Origin of the sequence: Pseudoclavibacter sp. RFBB5 (assembly GCF_002931555.1) — a bacterium.
Classification (GTDB): domain Bacteria; phylum Actinomycetota; class Actinomycetes; order Actinomycetales; family Microbacteriaceae; genus Pseudoclavibacter.
Genome location: NZ_PSTZ01000001.1, coordinates 1 through 17,937, shown reverse-complemented (window position 1 = coordinate 17,937; position 17,937 = coordinate 1). Strand labels below are relative to the sequence as shown.

The window sequence follows — 17,937 nt, the reverse complement described above, 5'->3', positions numbered from 1 at the left end:
ACACAGTCGTGCCCGCCGCGCACTCGGTCGACGAGGCAGCGCGGACAGCGCACAGAACGGAGAGCGCACATGCCTCAGGACCAGCGGCTCGATCGAGTCTCGAGCACCCCGGGAGCTCGCAGGAGGCGGATGAGCCTGTCCCTCATCGCGGCGACGGCGGCGGCGATGATCGCCCCGGTCCTCGTCTCACCGACGCCTGCCCAGGCCGCAGGATCAGACCCGGTCTCGGTCACCATCGACGCCGCAGACGTCGCGGCGGCCGCCGAGAACGTGAACGGGCTCACCTTCAAGGGCTTCGGCGTCCTCACCGCCAACTCGACGAGCGCGCTGCTCCTCGACTACAAGTCGCAGCATCCGGAGAAGTACTGGGAGCTCATCGAGACCCTCTTCGGGGGCGACCGCCCGATCATGAACACCATCAAGATCGAGATGGGCAACGACCGCAACACCTCCACGGGACCGAACCCGTCGACGATGCGCACGCGTGACGAGTACCCCAACGTGCAGCGCGAGCCGGGCTTCCAGCTCGCCGCCGACGCGCAGCTCGTCGCGCACGGCGACGTGCACGTCAGCATCCTGCGCTGGAACCGGCCGGCCTGGGCCACCGACCACGCCGCCCAGTACATCTGGTTCAAGAACACCGTGCTCGCCGCCTACCGCGAGTACGGGATCATGGTCGACTCGATCAACCCGGACGCGAACGAGACGCGTACCCCCGAGATCCAGCTGTACAAGGACTTCTCCGGCTGGCTCCGCGGCGACGAGAAGGGCTACGAGGGCACGAGCTCGGCAGACCCGAACAGCGGCTTCGCCTCGGAGGAGGAGCGGGACCTCTACCGATCCATCGAGACGGTCGCCGCCGACACGGTCGGCACCCCGCCGGTGTCCTTCGGCAACGAGATGATGTCCCCCACCGATTCCTCGCTGCGCGACGCGGTGGACGTCGTGGGCTTCCACTACTCGAGCGCCGACGACAGCGCCGGCAACCTCAAGAAGGTGGCCGAGCAGCTCGACAAGGAGGTGTGGAACTCGGAGGGCCAGTCCACGTTCTCCAACTCGGCCGACCGCCCGAACAACACCAACAGCGACGAGCAGGGCGGAACGGGCACCGGATTCGGCGGGCCGAACAGCGCTCTCGAGATGGGCAACTGGGTGACGACCGGGTTCGACGAGTCGCGACGCACCCTCAACATCTTCCAGCCCGCGATCGGCTCGTTCTACGACGGGTTCCAGTACTCGTCCAAGGAGCTCGTGAGCGCTCGCGACCCGTGGTCCGGCTGGCTGTACTACGACGGCGGTCTCGCCATGATCGAGCAGTTCACCAAGTTCGCGAAGCTCGGCTGGGAGAACGACGACAACACCGCCGGCATCTGGCGTGCCATCCCGCAGGCTTCCGACAGCCAGCTCGGAAAGGGCAACCCGCCGGACGGCGCACGTCTCGGAGGCGCGTCCTACACGACCCTGGCGGCTCCAGATGCCAGCGACTTCTCGACCGTCATCATCAACGACAGCAGCTTCACGAAGAGCTACCGCATCACGGCGAAGGACATGGCCCTCGGCGCAGACCGCACGGCCGAGCTCTGGGAGACTCGCGCCGCGGATGCCGGGCAGGCGTACAACGCCAACTACCTCGCACCCGTCGGGGAGATCGAGCCGAACGGGGACGGGCTCTACACGGTCGAGGTCAAACCCTGGTCCTCGATGACCCTCACGACGCTCGACCAGGCGACAGCAGCAGCCGACGGCACGCTCACCGCCAAGGACGGCTACGCGAGCGCACTGCCCACGTCCCCCGAATACACGGACCCGGCCGGCGGCCGTGACGTCCTGGACACGGACTCGACCGGCGCCCAGAACGGTGTCGCCGCCGACACGTTCCTCTACGCCGACGACTTCGAGTACGCCAGCACCGGCAACATCAGCGGCTACGACCCTGCCACCGGATCGCTCGTCGACTCCGGCGAGTCATTCCTGGACAGCCGCGGCGCCAAGGCGAAGCCGAACGGGACGCCAGCCCTGCAGCCAGAAGATCAGGGCGTGACCCCCCGGTACACGAACGACACCAACGGCGCATTCGAGTCGGTCGCAACGGCGGATGCCGCCCACGGCCGCGTGCTCAGGCAGCAGGTGGGCCCAGGCATGGCCGGAGGCGCCTGGAACAGCGGCGACCCCAAGACGACGATCGGCGACGCCCGCTGGGCGAACTACACCGTGTCGGCCGACGTGCTCTTCGAAGCCGCGGGGGCGCAGTACGCGACCATCGGCGCCCGAGAGCAGGGCGGCACCGCGAACGGGCAGAACGTCTCGGCAGCCGAGCTCAAGGTCGAGCCCACCGGAGCGTGGACCTTCACCCGCTACGGCACGACGCTCGCCACGGGCACCGTGGCAGGCAACGCGGACGTCGCGTTCAACGCGGGCGCGGGCGTCTGGAACACCATCGCCGTGACCGTCGCCGCCGACACGTACACGGCCTCGATCAACGGCGTGCAGATCGCCACGTACACGGACGCCGCGCCGCAGGCAACCGGGCGCATCCAACTCGGATCCAGCTTCAACTTCGTGCAGTTCGACAACCTGAAGATCCAGACGCTGCCCGGATACACGCCATACGCCACGCAGATCATCGATGGGATGCACCAGAGCAGCTGGTCGAACACGTCGACGCCGGTGCTCGAGTTCGACGCCAACTGGAGCCACGTCAACGGACAGGGCATGTTCGAGTGGCAGCGAACCGCATCCAAGAGCACTGCCAAGGGCGCCGCGCTGAGCTACTCCTTCACCGGAACGGGCCTGGACATCATCGGCTCCAACCCCGGAACTGCAACGCTCGATGTCGAGGTGGATGGGATCCCCGTCGCGCTCGGAGCCCCGACCTGGAGCGCGGGCAGCGCCCGAACGACGTTCACGCTCCGCGGCCTCGCGAACGGTGCTCACACCGTCGTCGTCAAGACGGCCAACGACAGCTCGCTCAACGTCGACTCGGTCGCCACGATCAGTGCAGTCGCGGATTCGACGCGCGTCGACACGGGAGCACTCACCGAAGCCGTCTCCACCGTCGCGCAGCTCGTCGAGGCTGACTACGCACCCCAGTCATGGGCCCCGTTCGCTGCCGCTCGAACGGCGGCGCAGTCCGCGGTCGCCGACCCGGTCGGGTACGGACTCGACGTCGAAGGCGCGACGGCGATCGAAGCGCGACTCGCATCCGCTGCAGACGCACTCACCCCGAAGGATGTGAGCGCCGACGTGACCGACCTGGGTTCCGTCGCCATCACCACGGCCGAGCGTGCCCTGCCCGGTTCCCTCACGCTCTCGGGGACCGAGGCGGATGTCATCTGGACTGCCGCGTCGAACGCCAGCGCGAAGACCACGGGTGAGCTTGCGACCTTCACGGCCACCGGCCGGACCGCGGAGAAGACCGAAGCCGGCGTCTACCAGCGGTTCTCGGCGAGCGTGCTCGTCATCCCCGCGGACCTCGACTACTTCATCGACTCTGGCTCGAGCGGGTCAGCAGCAGGTTCAGCTCATGCGGCCGCGGCGGCCGTCTCGCCCGAGCTCCGCAACGAGACTGCCGATCAGAAGTGGGACGGCGCGGCCCCAGGCAGCACGTGGGGGTACTCGACTGCGGCGACGACGCTCGCGGGCGGCACCCCACAGGACTGGGGGTCGTCGTACATCGGCGCCGACTTCAACAAGCCGGTGACCTACCACCTCACTCTCCCCGCCGGTTCCTACAACATCGTCGGCGTGCAGGCACCCCGTGCCGGACTCACGACGAACCTGTCCGCGAAACTCACCGCGAACGGCGAGACCACCTCGAAGACCGCGGTCTCGACAGGGTCGGCGACGCCGATCGCGCAGACGCTGACGCTCGACGAGGAAGCCGTCGTCGAGCTTGAGTTCGGCACCAACGGGACGAGCGGCTACAACGCCCGACTCGCGCTCGTCTACGTGCAGACGCTGCCCCGCGACCTCGGCGTGCAGGGCGTGCTCGACACCGATGACCCGCTCCCCGACACGGTGATGGTCGCAGACGTCGAACGGGCCGTCACGTGGGAGCCAGCCGCCCACGAGCAGGCCCGCACCGAGTACGAGACGATCACGGCGCACGGACGCCTCTACGACAGCGACGCACCGGTCGTCGCGCAGTTCGAGATCGTCCCGCCAGGGCTCGTCTACTTCATCGACGCCGGGACGAACGGTGTCGCCTCGCCGCAATACGCGGCAGTGTCAGCCGCCGTCGATGAACTGCGCAACGACAAGGTCGACCAGGTCTCCACGTCGGCCGAGCAATGGGGGCATGTCGCGGATGGCATGAAGCTGAAGACCGGAACCGACCTCAAGGACAAGTACTCGACGGGTCTCTACCAGGACACCACCAAGCTGAGCTACCGGCTCCCACTCGAGGCCGGAACCTACACGCTGACCGGTGGCTTCACCGAGTGGTGGAACCTGAGCAGGACCATGTACCAGACCGTGTCGGTCAATGGCACGGAGCTCGCGAAGGGAAGCATCCCGCTCTCCGGCTCCACCCCCAAGCTCTCCGCAGGGCTGACCTTCACGCTCTCGGAGGCAGCCACGGTCGACTACCTCGTGACCAACGAGGGCGCTGGCGGCGAGAAGCCGGTCATCTCCTGGCTGGCAGTCGCCGACGAAACGCTGCCCGGCACCCCGCAGAACGCTGTCGCGACGCAAGCGGGCGACACCGCCATCACCGTGTCCTGGGACGACCTCCAGGACACCGGTGCAGGGTTCACCGGCTACCGCGTCTACGAGGCGGGCGGTTCGGACCCGGTCTGCGAGGCAACCGAGACGAGCTGCACCGTCGAGGGGCTCGCTCCCGGCTCGACGCACTCCTACGAGGTGACCGGCGTCAACGCCTCCGGAGAGAGCCCCCGCTCGGCGGCGACCGCACCCGTGACCCTGAGCGAAGCTCCCACGGACGACGGTGCGACGAAGGCGCCAGGCAAGGGCGTGCTCTCCTCCAACGACGGCTGGAACACCGGCCTCCGCGACGGCGAGTTCCAGCTGACCATGAACCTGTGGTGGGGTGAGAACGGCTCCGTCTTCCGCCTCTACCAAGACGGCCAGCTGGTCAGCACGACACCGCTCGGCATGAACTCACCGGCGGCGCAGTCAGCTGTCGTCGACATCGCCGGCCTGAAGAACGGAACCTACGTCTTCACCGGCGAGCTGGTGAACTCGAAGGGGATCACCGCGACGGAATCGCTCACGGTGACGGTGACCAACGCCTCCCCCGGCGCGCCGTCCCTCTCCTCGGACAACTGGGACGGAGACGGCAGCTACACCGTCACCGCGAACCTCTGGTGGGGCACCAACGCCACCTCCTACCGGTTCCTCGAGAACGGTGTCGAGGTCGGCGCCGGCACGCTCACCGCAGCGAGCCCCGCGGCCCAGAAGGCGGTGCTGGAGGTCGAGGGCAATGCCCCTGGCCAGTACGAGTACACGGTCGAGTTCATCAACGCCGCAGGCAGCACGGTGAGCACCACGCACACCGTCTCGGTCACGAAGTAGCCGCACGCACTGGGTGGGCGCCGTATCGCAGGTGGATGCGGCGCCCAGCCAGCGGTACTCGAGGACGAGCGCAAGGCACTCGACGGGATCGCCTTTCCTCAGTCACTCGCCGCGCCCGTTCGATAGCGTGATCATCGACCAAACGGCTCATCGTGCTGACCGAAGAGCGATCCGACAATGGAGGCGTCGATGCCGAAGGACCGCAACCGCACAGGCATGTTCGCCGTCCTCGCGGCGGCCCTGCTGCTCATTGGAATAGTGGCAGCTGCTGCGCTGCTCGGCACTCCGACTGGGTGGGTGATCTTCATCGCCCTCGTCGGGTTCCCTCTCGTCCTGGCGCCGGCCGCGCTGCTTGGCCTTCGCTGGGGTGACGCCAGGATGGCGAAGGCCGGGCCGGGTGTTCTCACTGCTCTGGGCCCAGGTGAGATCCGCGAAATGGATGTTCCTGACGTACCGATCACAACATTCGGCTGGCGCGCCACCCTGGAGCATCTTCCACCTCTGCTGCCACCAGCGCGCAGGCGCGCCCTGATCATCGCAGGGCTCCTCGGCGCGGGCGCGGGCGTCTGGATGACCCTGGGCCTCACCGATGCTCCCGAACCCTGGCAGACGGGCCTCAGTGCCGCGCTGTTCGGCGTGACCGGAGCACTGGTCCTCTTACTCGTGCTCCTGCTCGCCTGGCTGGCTATCGCTCACCGGGATGCGACGCTTGATCGCAGCACACGAAGGCTCCTCGAGCAATCCATCAATCCCGCGAATGACCGCATACGCATCAATACCGCCAGGCTCGAGGACCTGCAGGAAGGTATCGATCAACGACGTGCCGTCTACCCATTGCTCGTCCCCATCGCGGCCAGCGCGACCGTTGCGGTGGTCGCGGCCATCGGCGCTCAGCTAGCTCTTTCGGGCGGCGAAGAGTTTCCGCGCATGGCGTCGTTCGCGTCTATGACGCTGATGCTCTGGCTGGGCCTAACGAGCTTCGGAAAAGCGGAGCAGATCGCCGTCGCTCTGCAAGAGGTTCGGTCGAGCGGAGGTGCCGGCTGACGCGGACGTCTGGGTTCAGCCCTCGCGAATGAAGCGAGCTTCTCCGGCCGACGTCGGCATCACGATCTCTTCACCTTCGATAGTGAGGTCCGTGAAGCCGCTGTAGAGCAAGTCCTCTACCTCGTGGAGTTTCGGATCGCAACCCACCTCCGTCGCTGACCAGGAGCCTATTCGGATTGCGTTGCCTCGCACAGAATAGGCACCACCTGCACCGTTGCAGCCAGCTCCGGTGAACGCGTATTCGTCGGTGAACTCGATCGTCGCCATCGCGAACTCGGGAGGGACACCAACTGGTGATCGACTCACCGCCCAGGTGCCGACCAGTTCCGCTTCAGAGAGCGACGGCGAAGCACAGCCTGCAGGAGCGAGGGCGACGAGGGCGAGGAACGACAAGGCCACCCGAGCGCGGCGGGACTTGGGCTGGCTGTGCACGATTCCTCCGGTCTCCGCGGGCTTTCTCCGCTCGTCCTCTCGTCATCACCTTACGGAGAGTCCTTCCTCTCGGCCATGAAGCGCTGCGTTTCCCCGGGAAGGCGCGGCCTCCGCCGCCGCGCGTCTACTTGTAGTCGAGGCGCAGCCGTAGGCGCTCGCCGACTTCGAACTGCACATCGTCGAGTTTCAGCGGGTCGAGCTGAAGGTCGCGCAGGTCGATCGGGTCCTTCAGCTCTTCGCGGACCTGCTTCCGCACGGCGAGCAGCAGCAGCCCGATGATGGGGTTGTGGCTCGTGAGCGCGGGCTTGAGCAGCCGCAGCTTGAGGTCGTCGCCGAGCTGAGCCTCCGTCGAGAAGAGCAGACTGGCCCCCAGCAGCCCGCGCTTGACCTTGCCCGAGACGTGCACGTGCACTCCGCGAGGCCCGGCCTGCGTCAGCCCGATCTCCAGGCGCGGCACACTGAACCCCTGGCTGGCGGCCGACTCCTGCACCAACTTGGCCACGGCGTCCGACACTGCCTGCTGCTGCGCCGAGAGATCGATCGACAGGGCATCGACGGGGAAGACCGTCACGGCCTCACCCCCGGCCGTGCCGCGCTTGAGCGCGAGGGCCAGCTGACCGAGATCGTCCTCCGCCCAGTCGACGTGCACCCCGGTCGCCGTGACCGTCGCATCGACGTCGACGTCTTGGATGCGGATGGGGAGCGCACGCGCACGCACCTCGGCGACCTTCGCATCCGCCCTCGACACCTCGGTGCCGAACGCCGGGAAGTCGGGCGCCGGCGGGGTGTCCACGACCGTCGGATCGAGGGTCACCTCGAGGCCCGAGAAGTCGAGGTCGAGCCCCACGAGGTCGCCGGCAAGAGGATGCGCGGTGACGCGCGCCGCATCGAAACCGCGCACGTCCATGGTCGGGTCGAGGTCGAAGATCGGGGGGACCGTCTCGCGTAGAAACCGCTCGAGCACCGCAGCCGCCTCGTCAGACGTGGTCGGGCGGGAGCCGGATGCGACGACCAGCGCCTCGAGCTCGGGCTCCGGCTCGGGCTCCGGAGAAGCACCGTCTTCTGGGACCTGCTGGGGAGTCTCCATGCCCTCAAGCCTACGGGCGGAGGCTCCCCCGACCCTGGTCGAGCGCCAACACCAAGTAGGATCGATGCTCGACGCGACCCAAGCGGACGCGACAGTTCACTCCGGCTCGACGAGCCCGAGCACCACTCTCGAGAGAAACGCAGCTATGGACAGCAAATTGATCGCGTGGAACGGCGACGTGCAGCCAGAAGCCGTCGACATCCTCACCGGAGACGGCGGACTCGTCGTCGTCCCGACGAAGGTCGGCTACATCATCATGACCTCCGACAAGGAGGGACTCGAGCGCAAGTTCGAGGCGAAGGAGCGCAACCGCAACAAGCCGGGCGTCGTGCTCTGCGGCTCGCTCGAGCAGCTCCGTGCGCTCGCGCAGCTCACGCCGGAGATCGACGCCTTCTACGAGCGCCACTGGAACGACGACATCCTCCTCGGCTGCATCCTGCCGTGGAAGGAAGAGGCCGTCGCCGCCCTTCCCGATGACGGCACCAAGGAGCTCATGATGGACGGCCGCGGCACGAGCTGCTTCGTCATCAAGTTCGGCGTCCCCGGCGAGAAGCTCGCGAAGGAGCTCTACGAGAAGCACGGCCGCTTCGCGTTCGCCAGCTCCGCGAACCCGTCCGGCAAGGGCAACCGCGGCCTTGTCGAGGGCATCGGCGAACGCATCCACGACCGCGCCGACCTCATCATCGAGGCCAACGACTACGTCGCGTCAATCCAGCCGGAGGCGACGACGGAGACGCGCCACGAGCAGGGCGTCATGATCTCGATGGTGGATGCCGACGGCACCCTCATCCCCGAGCAGGGCGGCCAGCGCTCGATCTCGCCGGCGCCCGTCGTGATCCGCAAGGGCCTCGACATCAACCGCATCATGGCGATCCTCGCCGAATCGTTCAACAGCTGGGACTTCCGCCAGGGCGAGTACTACTGATTCTGGCTGGCGCCGGGGGCTGACCGCCTCCTGTGCCTCGGCAGATTCACGTCGTGGATTGTCGGACGGGCTCGCTACGCTTTCTGCGTGCGAGCCCGTTCTTCGTTAGCTGACCTCACCCGCCTGATCGAGTCGAGGCCGATCTCGCGCGGGCGCCTGCGCCGCGTGCTGAACGCGCCGCCCTCGGCCGCGACGACGCGGGAGTGGTGGGGTGCATTGTCTGCCTCGGAGCGGGCGCGGCTGCTGCAGCAGGTGCCGCTTCTCGTCGGCAACCTCGAGGGCATTCCGTGGGCCCTGCGTGTGCGCGCGAATCAGGAATCGCTTGGGCGGGCCATCAAGGCGCTCGAGTCCGGCGCCTCCATCGAGCGGGCTCTCGGTAGTGCGAGCGCGTTCGCGGGTGGCGAGATCAAGAGCATCCTGGCGGACGCGAGCCGGGGTGAGCTGCGTGACCGCGAGCGTCTTGTGCATCAGTTGAAGGAGCTGCACGGCGGTCGCGGTTTCGTGGATCGTGGTGGGAAGCCTCGGTTCGTGCTCGCGTTCGATCCTGAACGGGATTCGATCGTCGAGTACGTGGGGACTGCGATCTCGGAGTCGGAGGATCCCATGGCTTCTCCGTTTGCGGAGGGTGTCTCCTCGGTGGGCATCTTCGTGCCTGGCAATGAGGCGAGGTTGTTGGACTTCGAGGGCAAGGCGCACACCATGTCGGAGTTGTTGAAGCTCGCACCAGCTGGGGAGGCTGGGCTGGTGGTGTGGCAGGGTGGCCGTTTCCCTCGTGGCCCGCTGGCGTTGTCGGCCGCGATGGCGGATGGCCTCGCCCGCAAGCTCGGGGCGTTCGTGAACGCGATTCCTCGGGATGGACGGGTGGCGTTGACGGCGTTCGGCTTCAGCTTCGGCGGTGGGGTGACGGGGCGTGCCATGTCGTTGGGGATGCGCGTGGATCGGGTCGTGCATGTGTCGAGCGCTGGTCTTGGGCATGGGGTGACGTCGCTTGATGATCTGCCGGCGTCGGCTCGTGTGCCGCACTATGCGTTGCTGTCCCCTGTGGATCCGTCGGTTGGTCCGATTCTCGGCATCAACGTGCATCTCCCGTTCCTGGGTCGGGCGGGGCATTTCGGGCACGGAGCGGATCCGGCGCACGCGCAGGGTGTTGTTCGTCTTGAGACGGGTGTGCTGGGTGCGGCGCAGGAGAAGCGCGCCTCTGGGGCGCCGTTGGCCTTCAGGGACCTGTTGACGGGGCACACGTCGATCTTGGAGCAGTGGGGTACGACCGCGAAGCGCAATCTGGCTGCGGTGCTGGTGGGTGGTGGAGCTGAGGTGGAGCTGGCTCCGGACGCCGGCGTGCTCGGTCGGCTGGCGCAGCGGTTCCTGCTGCCGTATGCGCCGTTCCTGCGGGTGCGGGAGCCGGAGCTGCGCCGGGTCGGTTGACCTGACGCAGCCCGGTGCCCTCGGTGTTGGTTCAGCGTTCTTGGACAGGGGCTGCTTGCTGCGTGTGCGTGCGCACGGCTTCAGGCTGCAGCCGGGAACTGGTGCCGAGTGTCGTGTCGAGTGTGGTGGTGAGCTGCGACTGCAGCTGCTGTGTGGGCGCAGCGGCAGCTTGGTCGTGCCCTGTTCTGCGTTCCAGAGCGTCTCGCGCTTGGCTGGTTCGGTCGCCGAGGGCTGTGAGCCTGGCGGCTGCGGTGGACGCTGCCGCGCTGTTCGGTTCGTGCGCGAGGGGTGCGATTCGGGCTCCGTCGCGGCGGAGGTCGTCGATGGTGGACAGCACGTCGCGGCCCAGGGTGGCGCGGTCGAGGACGTCGTTCGCGTCTCGGTCAAGCGTGCCGAGCCACGAGCGGGCGGAGGCACGGTCGAGGTTCTCGAGCGCCCTGCCGTTGTCGACAGCGGTGCGAGCGTGAACGCCGTCTCTCGCGTCGGGCGAGCTCGCCAGGGCGGCGTCGATGTCGGCGGCGTAGAGCGCGCGGCCGGCGCGGTCGACGACGAGCGCCCTGTCCACGTAGCCCTCGGAGATCACCCGTTCGAGCGACTTCGGCATCTGCTCGGCGGCGTTGTCGTGGAACTCCTGCGGCGTCCAACGGCCCACTCCCTGGTCGCGCACCTGCTCCGCATAGCGCGACAGCACCCCGAGGCGTGAGACGGCCTCGGGAACGGCAAGCGCACGCACCTCGACGCGGTAGCCAGCATCCCGGAACTCCTTCGCCGTCGCCACGACCGCGTCCGGCTGCCTGAACGTCGTCTCGAACACAACCGACGCCTGACGCTCCCGCAGGTAGTCGCTCGACATGCGCGCCCACGCACCCGCCGCCTGCGCCGTCACCTCCGGCATCCGCAGCGGATCCTCACGCATGAGACGAACGTAGTCGGGGTGAAATACGCGGAGGTCGTCACCCACAACTGCACTGGAACCGACATGCTCCTTCTGAGCACGCCCGACTGTTCGAGTCTTGCCTGCGCCAGGCTGGGCGCCGACCAGAACCAGCGTCGGTTCCAGAGCTTCATTGCTCACACGGAGCGCTTCGATTTCCGGTTCGATCGACCGTCGGAAGATGGCGTTCAGCTCTTCTCGGGACAGCTCGGACCGCAGATTCAACGCTCCTCCGCCTTGAACCGCGCAACGAATGACGCTCGTAGCTCTTGAACGGCCCCTAGCGAATACGTGTCAACGTTGTCAGCTTCAACACGAACGCTGATCTGTTTCTCGAGCCAGCGCTGCCGCTCCTCCTCAGAACTCGCTTCGTTCTGTCGAGCGACATAGAGGCTCCGAAGCCGGTTCGCGGCTTCACGCATCGCGTCGTAGATCATGGGGTCGTAGTCGTCGGCGGGCTCGACAGGCTCGACGCGCTCGTCGTTCTGGGGTTCCTCGGTCATGCTCGTCCTCTCATCGTGGTTGTCTGCACGCATCGCCGTCGGTCAGCTCGCGCCGCGCACGGTGCCCGCCCCTTCGCTGCCGCGCGTCTCGGCGCGGTAGCGCTCGATCAGCTCGTTGCGCTTCGCGACGACGCTCACGTTCGACTGCGCATCGACGTCGGCGATCTCCTCGCGGAGCGCGGCGAGCTTGTCCTGCCAGCGCCGGTACTCGTGGGCGCTTCGAGCTCGGGCGGCTCTTGCCGCGTAGAACGAAGCCAGTCGCCCACCCGCGTCGAGCAGCAGGTCGTACACCTCGGGCGAGTAGCCTCCGGCGCTCGGCACCCCTCGCGGGTCGGTCACGAAGCTGTTGAAAGTGTTGTCACGCGTCACGTACGTCCTTCCGGTTGCGTACTCGCGAACGTAGTCGCGAGTACGCAACCGGAACGATGGCGTGCCTGATCTGTGGATAACTTCGTCTGCATCCCAAACCGACGACCAGACATCAGGGACCAGGGGCCGAGCGGCAACCCGCCTCCGCTCAGGCGAGGATGCGTTGCACCGCCCGCACGGGGATCCGCAGCCAGGCCGGCCTCTGCGACGCTTCGTAGATCACTTCGTAGAGGGCCTTGTCGAGTTCGAACACGCGGATGAGCGCAGCAGCCTCGGCAGCGCTCAGCGGTCGATTCTCCGACGCGTCCGGTCGCGGATAGCCGCCTGACGGGCCCTCGCCCGCGCCTTCCCGAGCGCTGCCACCGTCGCGTGCATCCTGCGCCTGTCGGCGGGCCGCCCGTCCGTCAAGGGTGATCGCACCGGTGTGGCGACCGACCCGCGGCTCACCGCTCACTGCTGCCGCGTAGCCGTTGAGGAACGACTGACGCGCCCGCGCGGCCCAATCGCCCGCGACGTTGCGGCCGGTCGTCATCTCGAGCGACCCTGCGACGTAGTCGAAGGAGCGAAGGATTCCGGCGATGTCACGCTGCGGCGCATCCGCCGTGTTGCGCTGCTCGATGCTGCGCAGCGGCTCACCCTCGAAGTCGAGGAACACCCAGCCGCGATCTTCGACGGCCAGCACCTGGCCAAGGTGAAGGTCCCCGTGCACTCGCTGCAGGCGGGGCCAGTTCATGTCCGCCGCGCGCGCGTAGACCTCCTCTGCCGCACCACGCAGGCGCTCCAGCGACGGCGCGACCGCGATGGCCGCATCCAGCCGCTGGCGCATAGCGGCGACCTCGGCCTGCACCTTCGGGGCGGTCGCCTCGACGCTCGGAAGCACGTCGCGCAGCGTGCGATGCACCTCAGCGGTTGCCGTTCCGAGGGTGTACGCGGCGTCACCGAAGTCGTCGCCCGTCTCAGCGGCACGAAGCGCGACGCGCCACGCATCCTCCACGCCCGGAAGGAACTCCTGCGCGAACACGAAGTTTCCCGACGCACGACCGCTGCTCGTGCGCGGGTCAGGCCAGAAGCCCGAGAGATGCCCGATGGCCGGGGGCACCCGCACCGATCCGGCCGCGGTGAGCGCAGACTGGAGCGTCACCTCCGGATTCTCGCCGTCGTGCAGCATCCGGAACACCTTGAGGATGAGCGGTGGAGCATCGCTGCCATCCGGCAGCCGCATCTCGCAGATGATGGACGTGTTCGACTGCTCGCCCGACAGCACCCGGCTGGTGACGAAGCTGCCGACGACGGCCCCGGGCATCGGCAGACCGTACGCCGCGATGTCGGTTCGCCCGCCAGCGCCGGTCGCATGCCCCTCACGCTCCAACAGCGCCAGGAGCGCTTTCGCGAACGCGATGTCGTGAGGTCCGTCCACGACGGCGCTCACGCGCCCGGCCGCGTTGCTGATCGACCCGATGTACCCGAGGGCGGGCACACGCGCATCCACCTCGCGGAGCACGATCGGCACCTGATAGACGACCGGCACGTCCCCGGAGGAATCGAGCATGCACGGCACCGTCACGAGGTGCACACCCGCCTCGCCATTCGGGTTGGCGAGCACGTAGCTGCCGAGGTGGGTGAGCTGCGGTGCTCGGCCCTCACCGCCCGAGTACCAGCGCTGCTTCGGCATCCAGTCGCGAAGCATGTGGATGAGATCGGTCATTGCGCCTCCGGTTCAGATGATCAGCCTACCGACCGGATGCCCGCCGGTTCGCGTCAATCCGCCGCTGTGTTGCCTGGCAGGGCGCAGGCGACGATCAGTCGCGTCTTCGGCTGAGGACGACGGTGAACTTCGCGCCTCGAGCGATCTGCGTGCTCGGGCCGACGGTCCGCTCGAGCGCGGCGCGATGAGCGAGGCCCGAGTTGAACACCGTCAGCATGGCGCCGCCCGGCTTCAGCATGCGCGCGGCCTGCTGGAAGAGCGGATGCGCCATGTCCTCGACGACCTCGTGGCGGTCGTGGAAGGGCGGGTTCAGGAGCACCACGTCGACGGTCGCGGACTCGATGCTCGACCCCGCGTCCTCCCGACGCACCTCAACCTGGTCCTCGACTCCAGCCAGCCGCGCCGTCTCGCGGGCAGAGGCGACCGCCGTCCAGGAGCGGTCGCTGGCGATGACCTCGAAGCGCGGGCGGAGCCTTGCGAGCGAGACCGCCAGCACACCCGTGCCGCAGCCGAGGTCGACGCCGACACCCTGCTCTGGCAGCACGTCGGCGGGGACGTCACGAAGCGCCGCAAGCAGCTCGCGCGTGCCGAGATCGAGGCGAGGACCCGCGAACGCACCGCCGTGGCTCGCGATCGCGAAGCCCAGTTCGTCGGAGTTCTGCACGATCGGGTACCCGGTCTCCGCGTCGCGCAGCTCGGGCTTCGGACCGCTCGCGTGCAGCACCCTCGACTTCTGCCTGCCGAGGCTCGCGGACACGGAGGCGAAGGACCGCTCGAGAGTCTCGTTCATGCCGCGGCTCATGTGCTTGATGCGCCCGCCGGCCACGACGCGCACGTCCGGATGCGCGTGCGCGGCAACGAGCCGCAGAACCTCGTCGAGTTCAGCGAGCGACTTCGGGAGGCGCAGGAGAACGAGCCGCACCCCGTCGAAAAGAGCTGGCTCGAGCCCGAAGCGCACCGCCTTCAGTGAGCGGAAGCTCGCCCGGACCGCTTCGTCGCTCGCCCGCTCATCCGTGACCGAGTCGTGGAACGTGCGGATCGTGTCGAGCTCGAACCGCTCGGCAGCCGCGACGGCAAGCGCACCAGTGCCGTCGCCGACGACCGCGAGGGGCGCATCCACACCCTCGAGTTCGGAAGCCTCATCGAGGATGAGGCGATCGACGGGGTCAGGCTGAACGCCGAGCAAGGGCAGGCCCGGAGAGGAATCGCTCACGGTCACGCGACGGTGTCGATGAGCGGCTCGGGCTCGTCACCGGTGATGTACCGGCGGCCGGTGACCTCCGCCACCGTGATGGCGACATACTCGTTCTTCGGCGTCGCGATGAGGGGGCGCACGTCGAGCTGCTCTGCCCGCTCGAGTTCCGCCTCAGTGCTGAGCACTCGCGCCACACCACGGGCGACGAGGCTCGTCGCGAAGCCGTCACCGACCGCATCGGCCTGGAAGACGACCTCTTTCGCGATGGAGGCCCCCGCGAGCTTGAAACCGGGCGCCGACTTGAAGACGAGCTCGCCGTCGTCTTCACTGAACACGATGTTCAGCGGATAGATCTCGACGCGGCCGTTCACCGCGAACGCGAGGCGCCCGAACTTCGTGGCCCGCAGGAGCTCGCGGCTTTCCTCGTCGGTCAGGACGGTGATGAGTTGCTCGTCTTCCATGGGTCCATCATGGCCTGCGACAGGCTGAACCGCTTGACCGTTTCGCACCAGGCCCACGAATCGGAGACTGAGCATCGATATACGCCGCGAGCGGTGCGAAACTTGATGCACCCCGAGCGACGTCCGCTCGATCCGACACGGAGGTCATCCCATGGGCTACGGCAGCGGCATCGCACTCATCGTCATCGGCGCCATCCTGGCGTTCGCCATCAACATCGACCTCGACGGCTTCGTCGACCTGAAGACGATCGGCTACATCCTCATGGGAGCGGGTGCCGTCGTGTTCATCATCAGCCTCGTGACCGCCCTCCGCCGCAAGCAGTCGACCTCCACGACCCGCAAGGTCATCGACCCCAACACGGGCCAGGAAGTCATCGAGCGCACGAACCGCAGCAACTGACCGGCGCCAACGCCTGAGCGGGGCGCCCGCCCGGTTCAGGCGGAGACGAAGAACAGGCGCTTGTTGGCGAACTCTCCGATGCCGATGGGGCCCATCTCGCGACCGAAGCCGGAGTTCTTGACGCCGCCGAATGGCAGCTCGGCGGCCTCCGCGGCGATCGTGTTCACATGCGCCATCCCGACCTCGAGTCGCTGGGCGACGCGGGTGGCTCGCGCTTCGTCGGTCGAGAAGACCGAGCCGCCTAGGCCGAGGGCGCAGTCGTTCGCGAGCTCGAGGGCCTCCTCGTCGCTCGACACCCGGTAGACGGTGGCGACGGGGCCGAACATCTCGACACCGTACGACTCGGAGTCGCGCGGGACACCCGTGAGCACGGCTGGCGAGTAGTAGGCGCCAGGTCCGTCTGACAGCACTCCGCCGACCTCGAGGGTCGCGCCCTCTGCCACGGCCTTCTGCACTTGGGCGTGCACCGTCTCGGCGGCTGTCCGGCTCGACATGGGCGAGAAGGCGCCATCGGCGAGGTCGAGCTGGTCGCCGGGCACGAGCCCCGTGGCGAGCTTCTTGAGCTCCTCCACGAACTCGTCGTAGATGTCATCCATGACGATGAGGCGCTTGTTCGAGTTGCAGACCTGGCCGACGTTGTAGACGCGGAAGTCCCACGCCTGCTGCGCGACGGCCGCGACGTCGTCAGAGTCGAGCACCACCATCGGGTCGATGCCCCCGAGCTCGAGCACGCACTTCTTGAGGTTGCGGCCCGCCTGGGCGCCGATGATCGCGCCGGCACGCTCGGATCCCGTCAGCGAGATGCCCTGCACGCGGTCGTCCGCGATGAGGGTCGCGATCTGGTCGTGGGATGCGAAGACGTTCTGGTAGCCACCGACCGGCACGCCAGCCTGCTCCATGATCTCCTGGATGGTCAGCGCAGACCGCGCGCAGATGTCGGCGTGCTTGAGCAGGATGGTGTTGCCGAGCACGAGGTTCGGGGCAGCGAAGCGCGCCACCTGGTAGTACGGGAAGTTCCACGGCATGACGCCGAGCAGGGTGCCGACGGGGCGGTGCTCGACGTACGCCTTGCCCGGGATCGTGCTCGGGATCTCGAAGTCGGTGATGAGGCTCGGGCCGTGCACGCCGTAGTAGTCGATGATCGACGCCGCGAACTCGACCTCGTCGATCGACTCCTGCACCGACTTGCCCATCTCGACGGCGATGAGGTGCGCGAGCTCGTCCTTGCGCTCGAGGAAGATCTCGGCGACCCGCCGCACGACGGCGGCGCGATCCTGCACGCTGCGCTCCCGCCACTCGCGGTAGACGGCGTCCGCGCTCGCGACGGCCTGCTCGATCTGCGCATCCGTCGCGTCGTCGAAGGTCTCGATGATCTCGCCAGTCGCAGGATTCTGCACTCGGTACTCGGACATGTCGCTCCTCAGCTCGGCCATCGTGTCGAAGCCAGTCTGACGCAAAACCCGTTGCCAGTTTGGTCGAATGCTGACCCTCGACTCTACAAAGCCGCCACTCGGGCGTGGGTGGCCGTCCGTAGTCTGACCATGCTTCTGCTCCGCAGACACCAGCCATCCCACCAGCCAAGCAAGCCCGAGGAGTAACACGTGGACTCTGCACTTCCCACGATCCAGCACTGGATCGACGGCGCCCTCGCAACGACGACGCCGGCTCGCACAGCCCCGGTCTTCAACCCTGCCCTGGGTGTCGCCACCGCGAACGTCGCGCTGGCGGAGCAGGCGGAGATCGACGCCGCGGTCGCCGCAGCCAAAGCCGCGTTCCCCGTCTGGTCGAACGCCTCCGTGGCGAAGCGCCAGGGAGTGCTGTTCCGCTTCCGTGAGCTGCTGAACGAGCGGAAGCTCGAGCTCGCGAAGATCATCACGTCCGAGCACGGCAAGGTCGTGTCCGACGCGGCCGGTGAGATCCAGCGC

The 17,937-nt window shown here is 67.6% G+C and carries 15 protein-coding genes; 6 read left to right on the top strand and 9 right to left on the bottom strand.

Going from position 1 to position 17,937, the window contains the following annotated elements; translation table 11 throughout:
- The first annotated feature begins 129 nt into the window (after positions 1-129).
- The gene (locus C5B97_RS00075) at positions 130-5,532 is read left to right on the top strand and encodes a chitinase N-terminal domain-containing protein (RefSeq protein WP_181026831.1); all 5,403 of its coding nucleotides are present in this window, start codon (positions 130-132) and stop codon (positions 5,530-5,532) included.
- A 189-nt stretch (positions 5,533-5,721) separates the two neighbouring features.
- Positions 5,722-6,576 (top strand): hypothetical protein, encoded by an 855-nt coding sequence (locus C5B97_RS00070; protein WP_146080680.1) that lies wholly within the window; start codon positions 5,722-5,724, stop codon positions 6,574-6,576.
- A 15-nt stretch (positions 6,577-6,591) separates the two neighbouring features.
- Here C5B97_RS00070 and C5B97_RS00065 read toward each other — a convergent pair whose 3' ends face one another.
- Entirely contained in the window at positions 6,592-7,008 is a 417-nt protein-coding gene (locus tag C5B97_RS00065; protein WP_181026830.1) for an META domain-containing protein, read from the bottom strand.
- Positions 7,009-7,132: 124 nt separating this feature from the next.
- Complete coding sequence (locus C5B97_RS00060) at positions 7,133-8,095, bottom strand: hypothetical protein (protein WP_104310126.1); 963 nt, start codon at positions 8,093-8,095, stop codon at positions 7,133-7,135.
- Positions 8,096-8,240: 145 nt separating this feature from the next.
- Between C5B97_RS00060 and C5B97_RS00055 the strand changes: the two genes are divergently transcribed.
- Positions 8,241-9,020: an L-threonylcarbamoyladenylate synthase gene (locus C5B97_RS00055; RefSeq protein ID WP_104254793.1), complete on the top strand. Its 780-nt coding sequence runs from the start codon at positions 8,241-8,243 to the stop codon at positions 9,018-9,020.
- Between the two features lie 87 nt (positions 9,021-9,107).
- Complete coding sequence (locus C5B97_RS00050) at positions 9,108-10,445, top strand: alpha/beta hydrolase (RefSeq protein ID WP_146080679.1); 1,338 nt, start codon at positions 9,108-9,110, stop codon at positions 10,443-10,445.
- 31 nt (positions 10,446-10,476) lie between these two features.
- Here C5B97_RS00050 and C5B97_RS00045 read toward each other — a convergent pair whose 3' ends face one another.
- The 6 genes from C5B97_RS00045 to C5B97_RS00020 all read right to left on the bottom strand — a co-directional run bounded on the left by C5B97_RS00045 (position 10,477) and on the right by C5B97_RS00020 (position 15,612).
- Positions 10,477-11,520, bottom strand: a complete 1,044-nt coding sequence (locus C5B97_RS00045) for a zeta toxin family protein (RefSeq protein WP_181026829.1) — start codon at positions 11,518-11,520, stop codon at positions 10,477-10,479.
- 80 nt (positions 11,521-11,600) lie between these two features.
- Positions 11,601-11,882: a hypothetical protein gene (locus C5B97_RS00040; protein ID WP_146080677.1), complete on the bottom strand. Its 282-nt coding sequence runs from the start codon at positions 11,880-11,882 to the stop codon at positions 11,601-11,603.
- 42 nt (positions 11,883-11,924) lie between these two features.
- A complete protein-coding gene (locus C5B97_RS00035) occupies positions 11,925-12,251 on the bottom strand; it encodes a hypothetical protein (protein ID WP_146080676.1) in 327 nt (108 codons plus the stop codon).
- 148 nt (positions 12,252-12,399) lie between these two features.
- Positions 12,400-13,956, bottom strand: a complete 1,557-nt coding sequence (locus C5B97_RS00030) for an aminoglycoside phosphotransferase (protein WP_104310121.1) — start codon at positions 13,954-13,956, stop codon at positions 12,400-12,402.
- 94 nt (positions 13,957-14,050) lie between these two features.
- Complete coding sequence (locus C5B97_RS00025; RefSeq protein WP_146080675.1) at positions 14,051-15,169, bottom strand: class I SAM-dependent methyltransferase; 1,119 nt, start codon at positions 15,167-15,169, stop codon at positions 14,051-14,053.
- A 2-nt stretch (positions 15,170-15,171) separates the two neighbouring features.
- The gene (locus C5B97_RS00020) at positions 15,172-15,612 is read right to left on the bottom strand and encodes a pyridoxamine 5'-phosphate oxidase family protein (RefSeq protein WP_181026828.1); all 441 of its coding nucleotides are present in this window, start codon (positions 15,610-15,612) and stop codon (positions 15,172-15,174) included.
- Between the two features lie 151 nt (positions 15,613-15,763).
- Here C5B97_RS00020 and C5B97_RS00015 point away from each other — a divergent pair, with 151 nt between their 5' ends.
- Positions 15,764-16,012: a DUF6458 family protein gene (locus tag C5B97_RS00015; RefSeq protein WP_104310118.1), complete on the top strand. Its 249-nt coding sequence runs from the start codon at positions 15,764-15,766 to the stop codon at positions 16,010-16,012.
- 35 nt (positions 16,013-16,047) lie between these two features.
- Here C5B97_RS00015 and C5B97_RS00010 read toward each other — a convergent pair whose 3' ends face one another.
- Positions 16,048-17,424, bottom strand: a complete 1,377-nt coding sequence (locus tag C5B97_RS00010; protein WP_104310564.1) for an NAD-dependent succinate-semialdehyde dehydrogenase — start codon at positions 17,422-17,424, stop codon at positions 16,048-16,050.
- Between the two features lie 189 nt (positions 17,425-17,613).
- Between C5B97_RS00010 and C5B97_RS00005 the strand changes: the two genes are divergently transcribed.
- Positions 17,614-17,937, top strand: a 324-nt coding sequence (locus tag C5B97_RS00005) for an aldehyde dehydrogenase family protein (RefSeq protein ID WP_146080674.1), incomplete at its 3' end; no start/stop codon positions are given.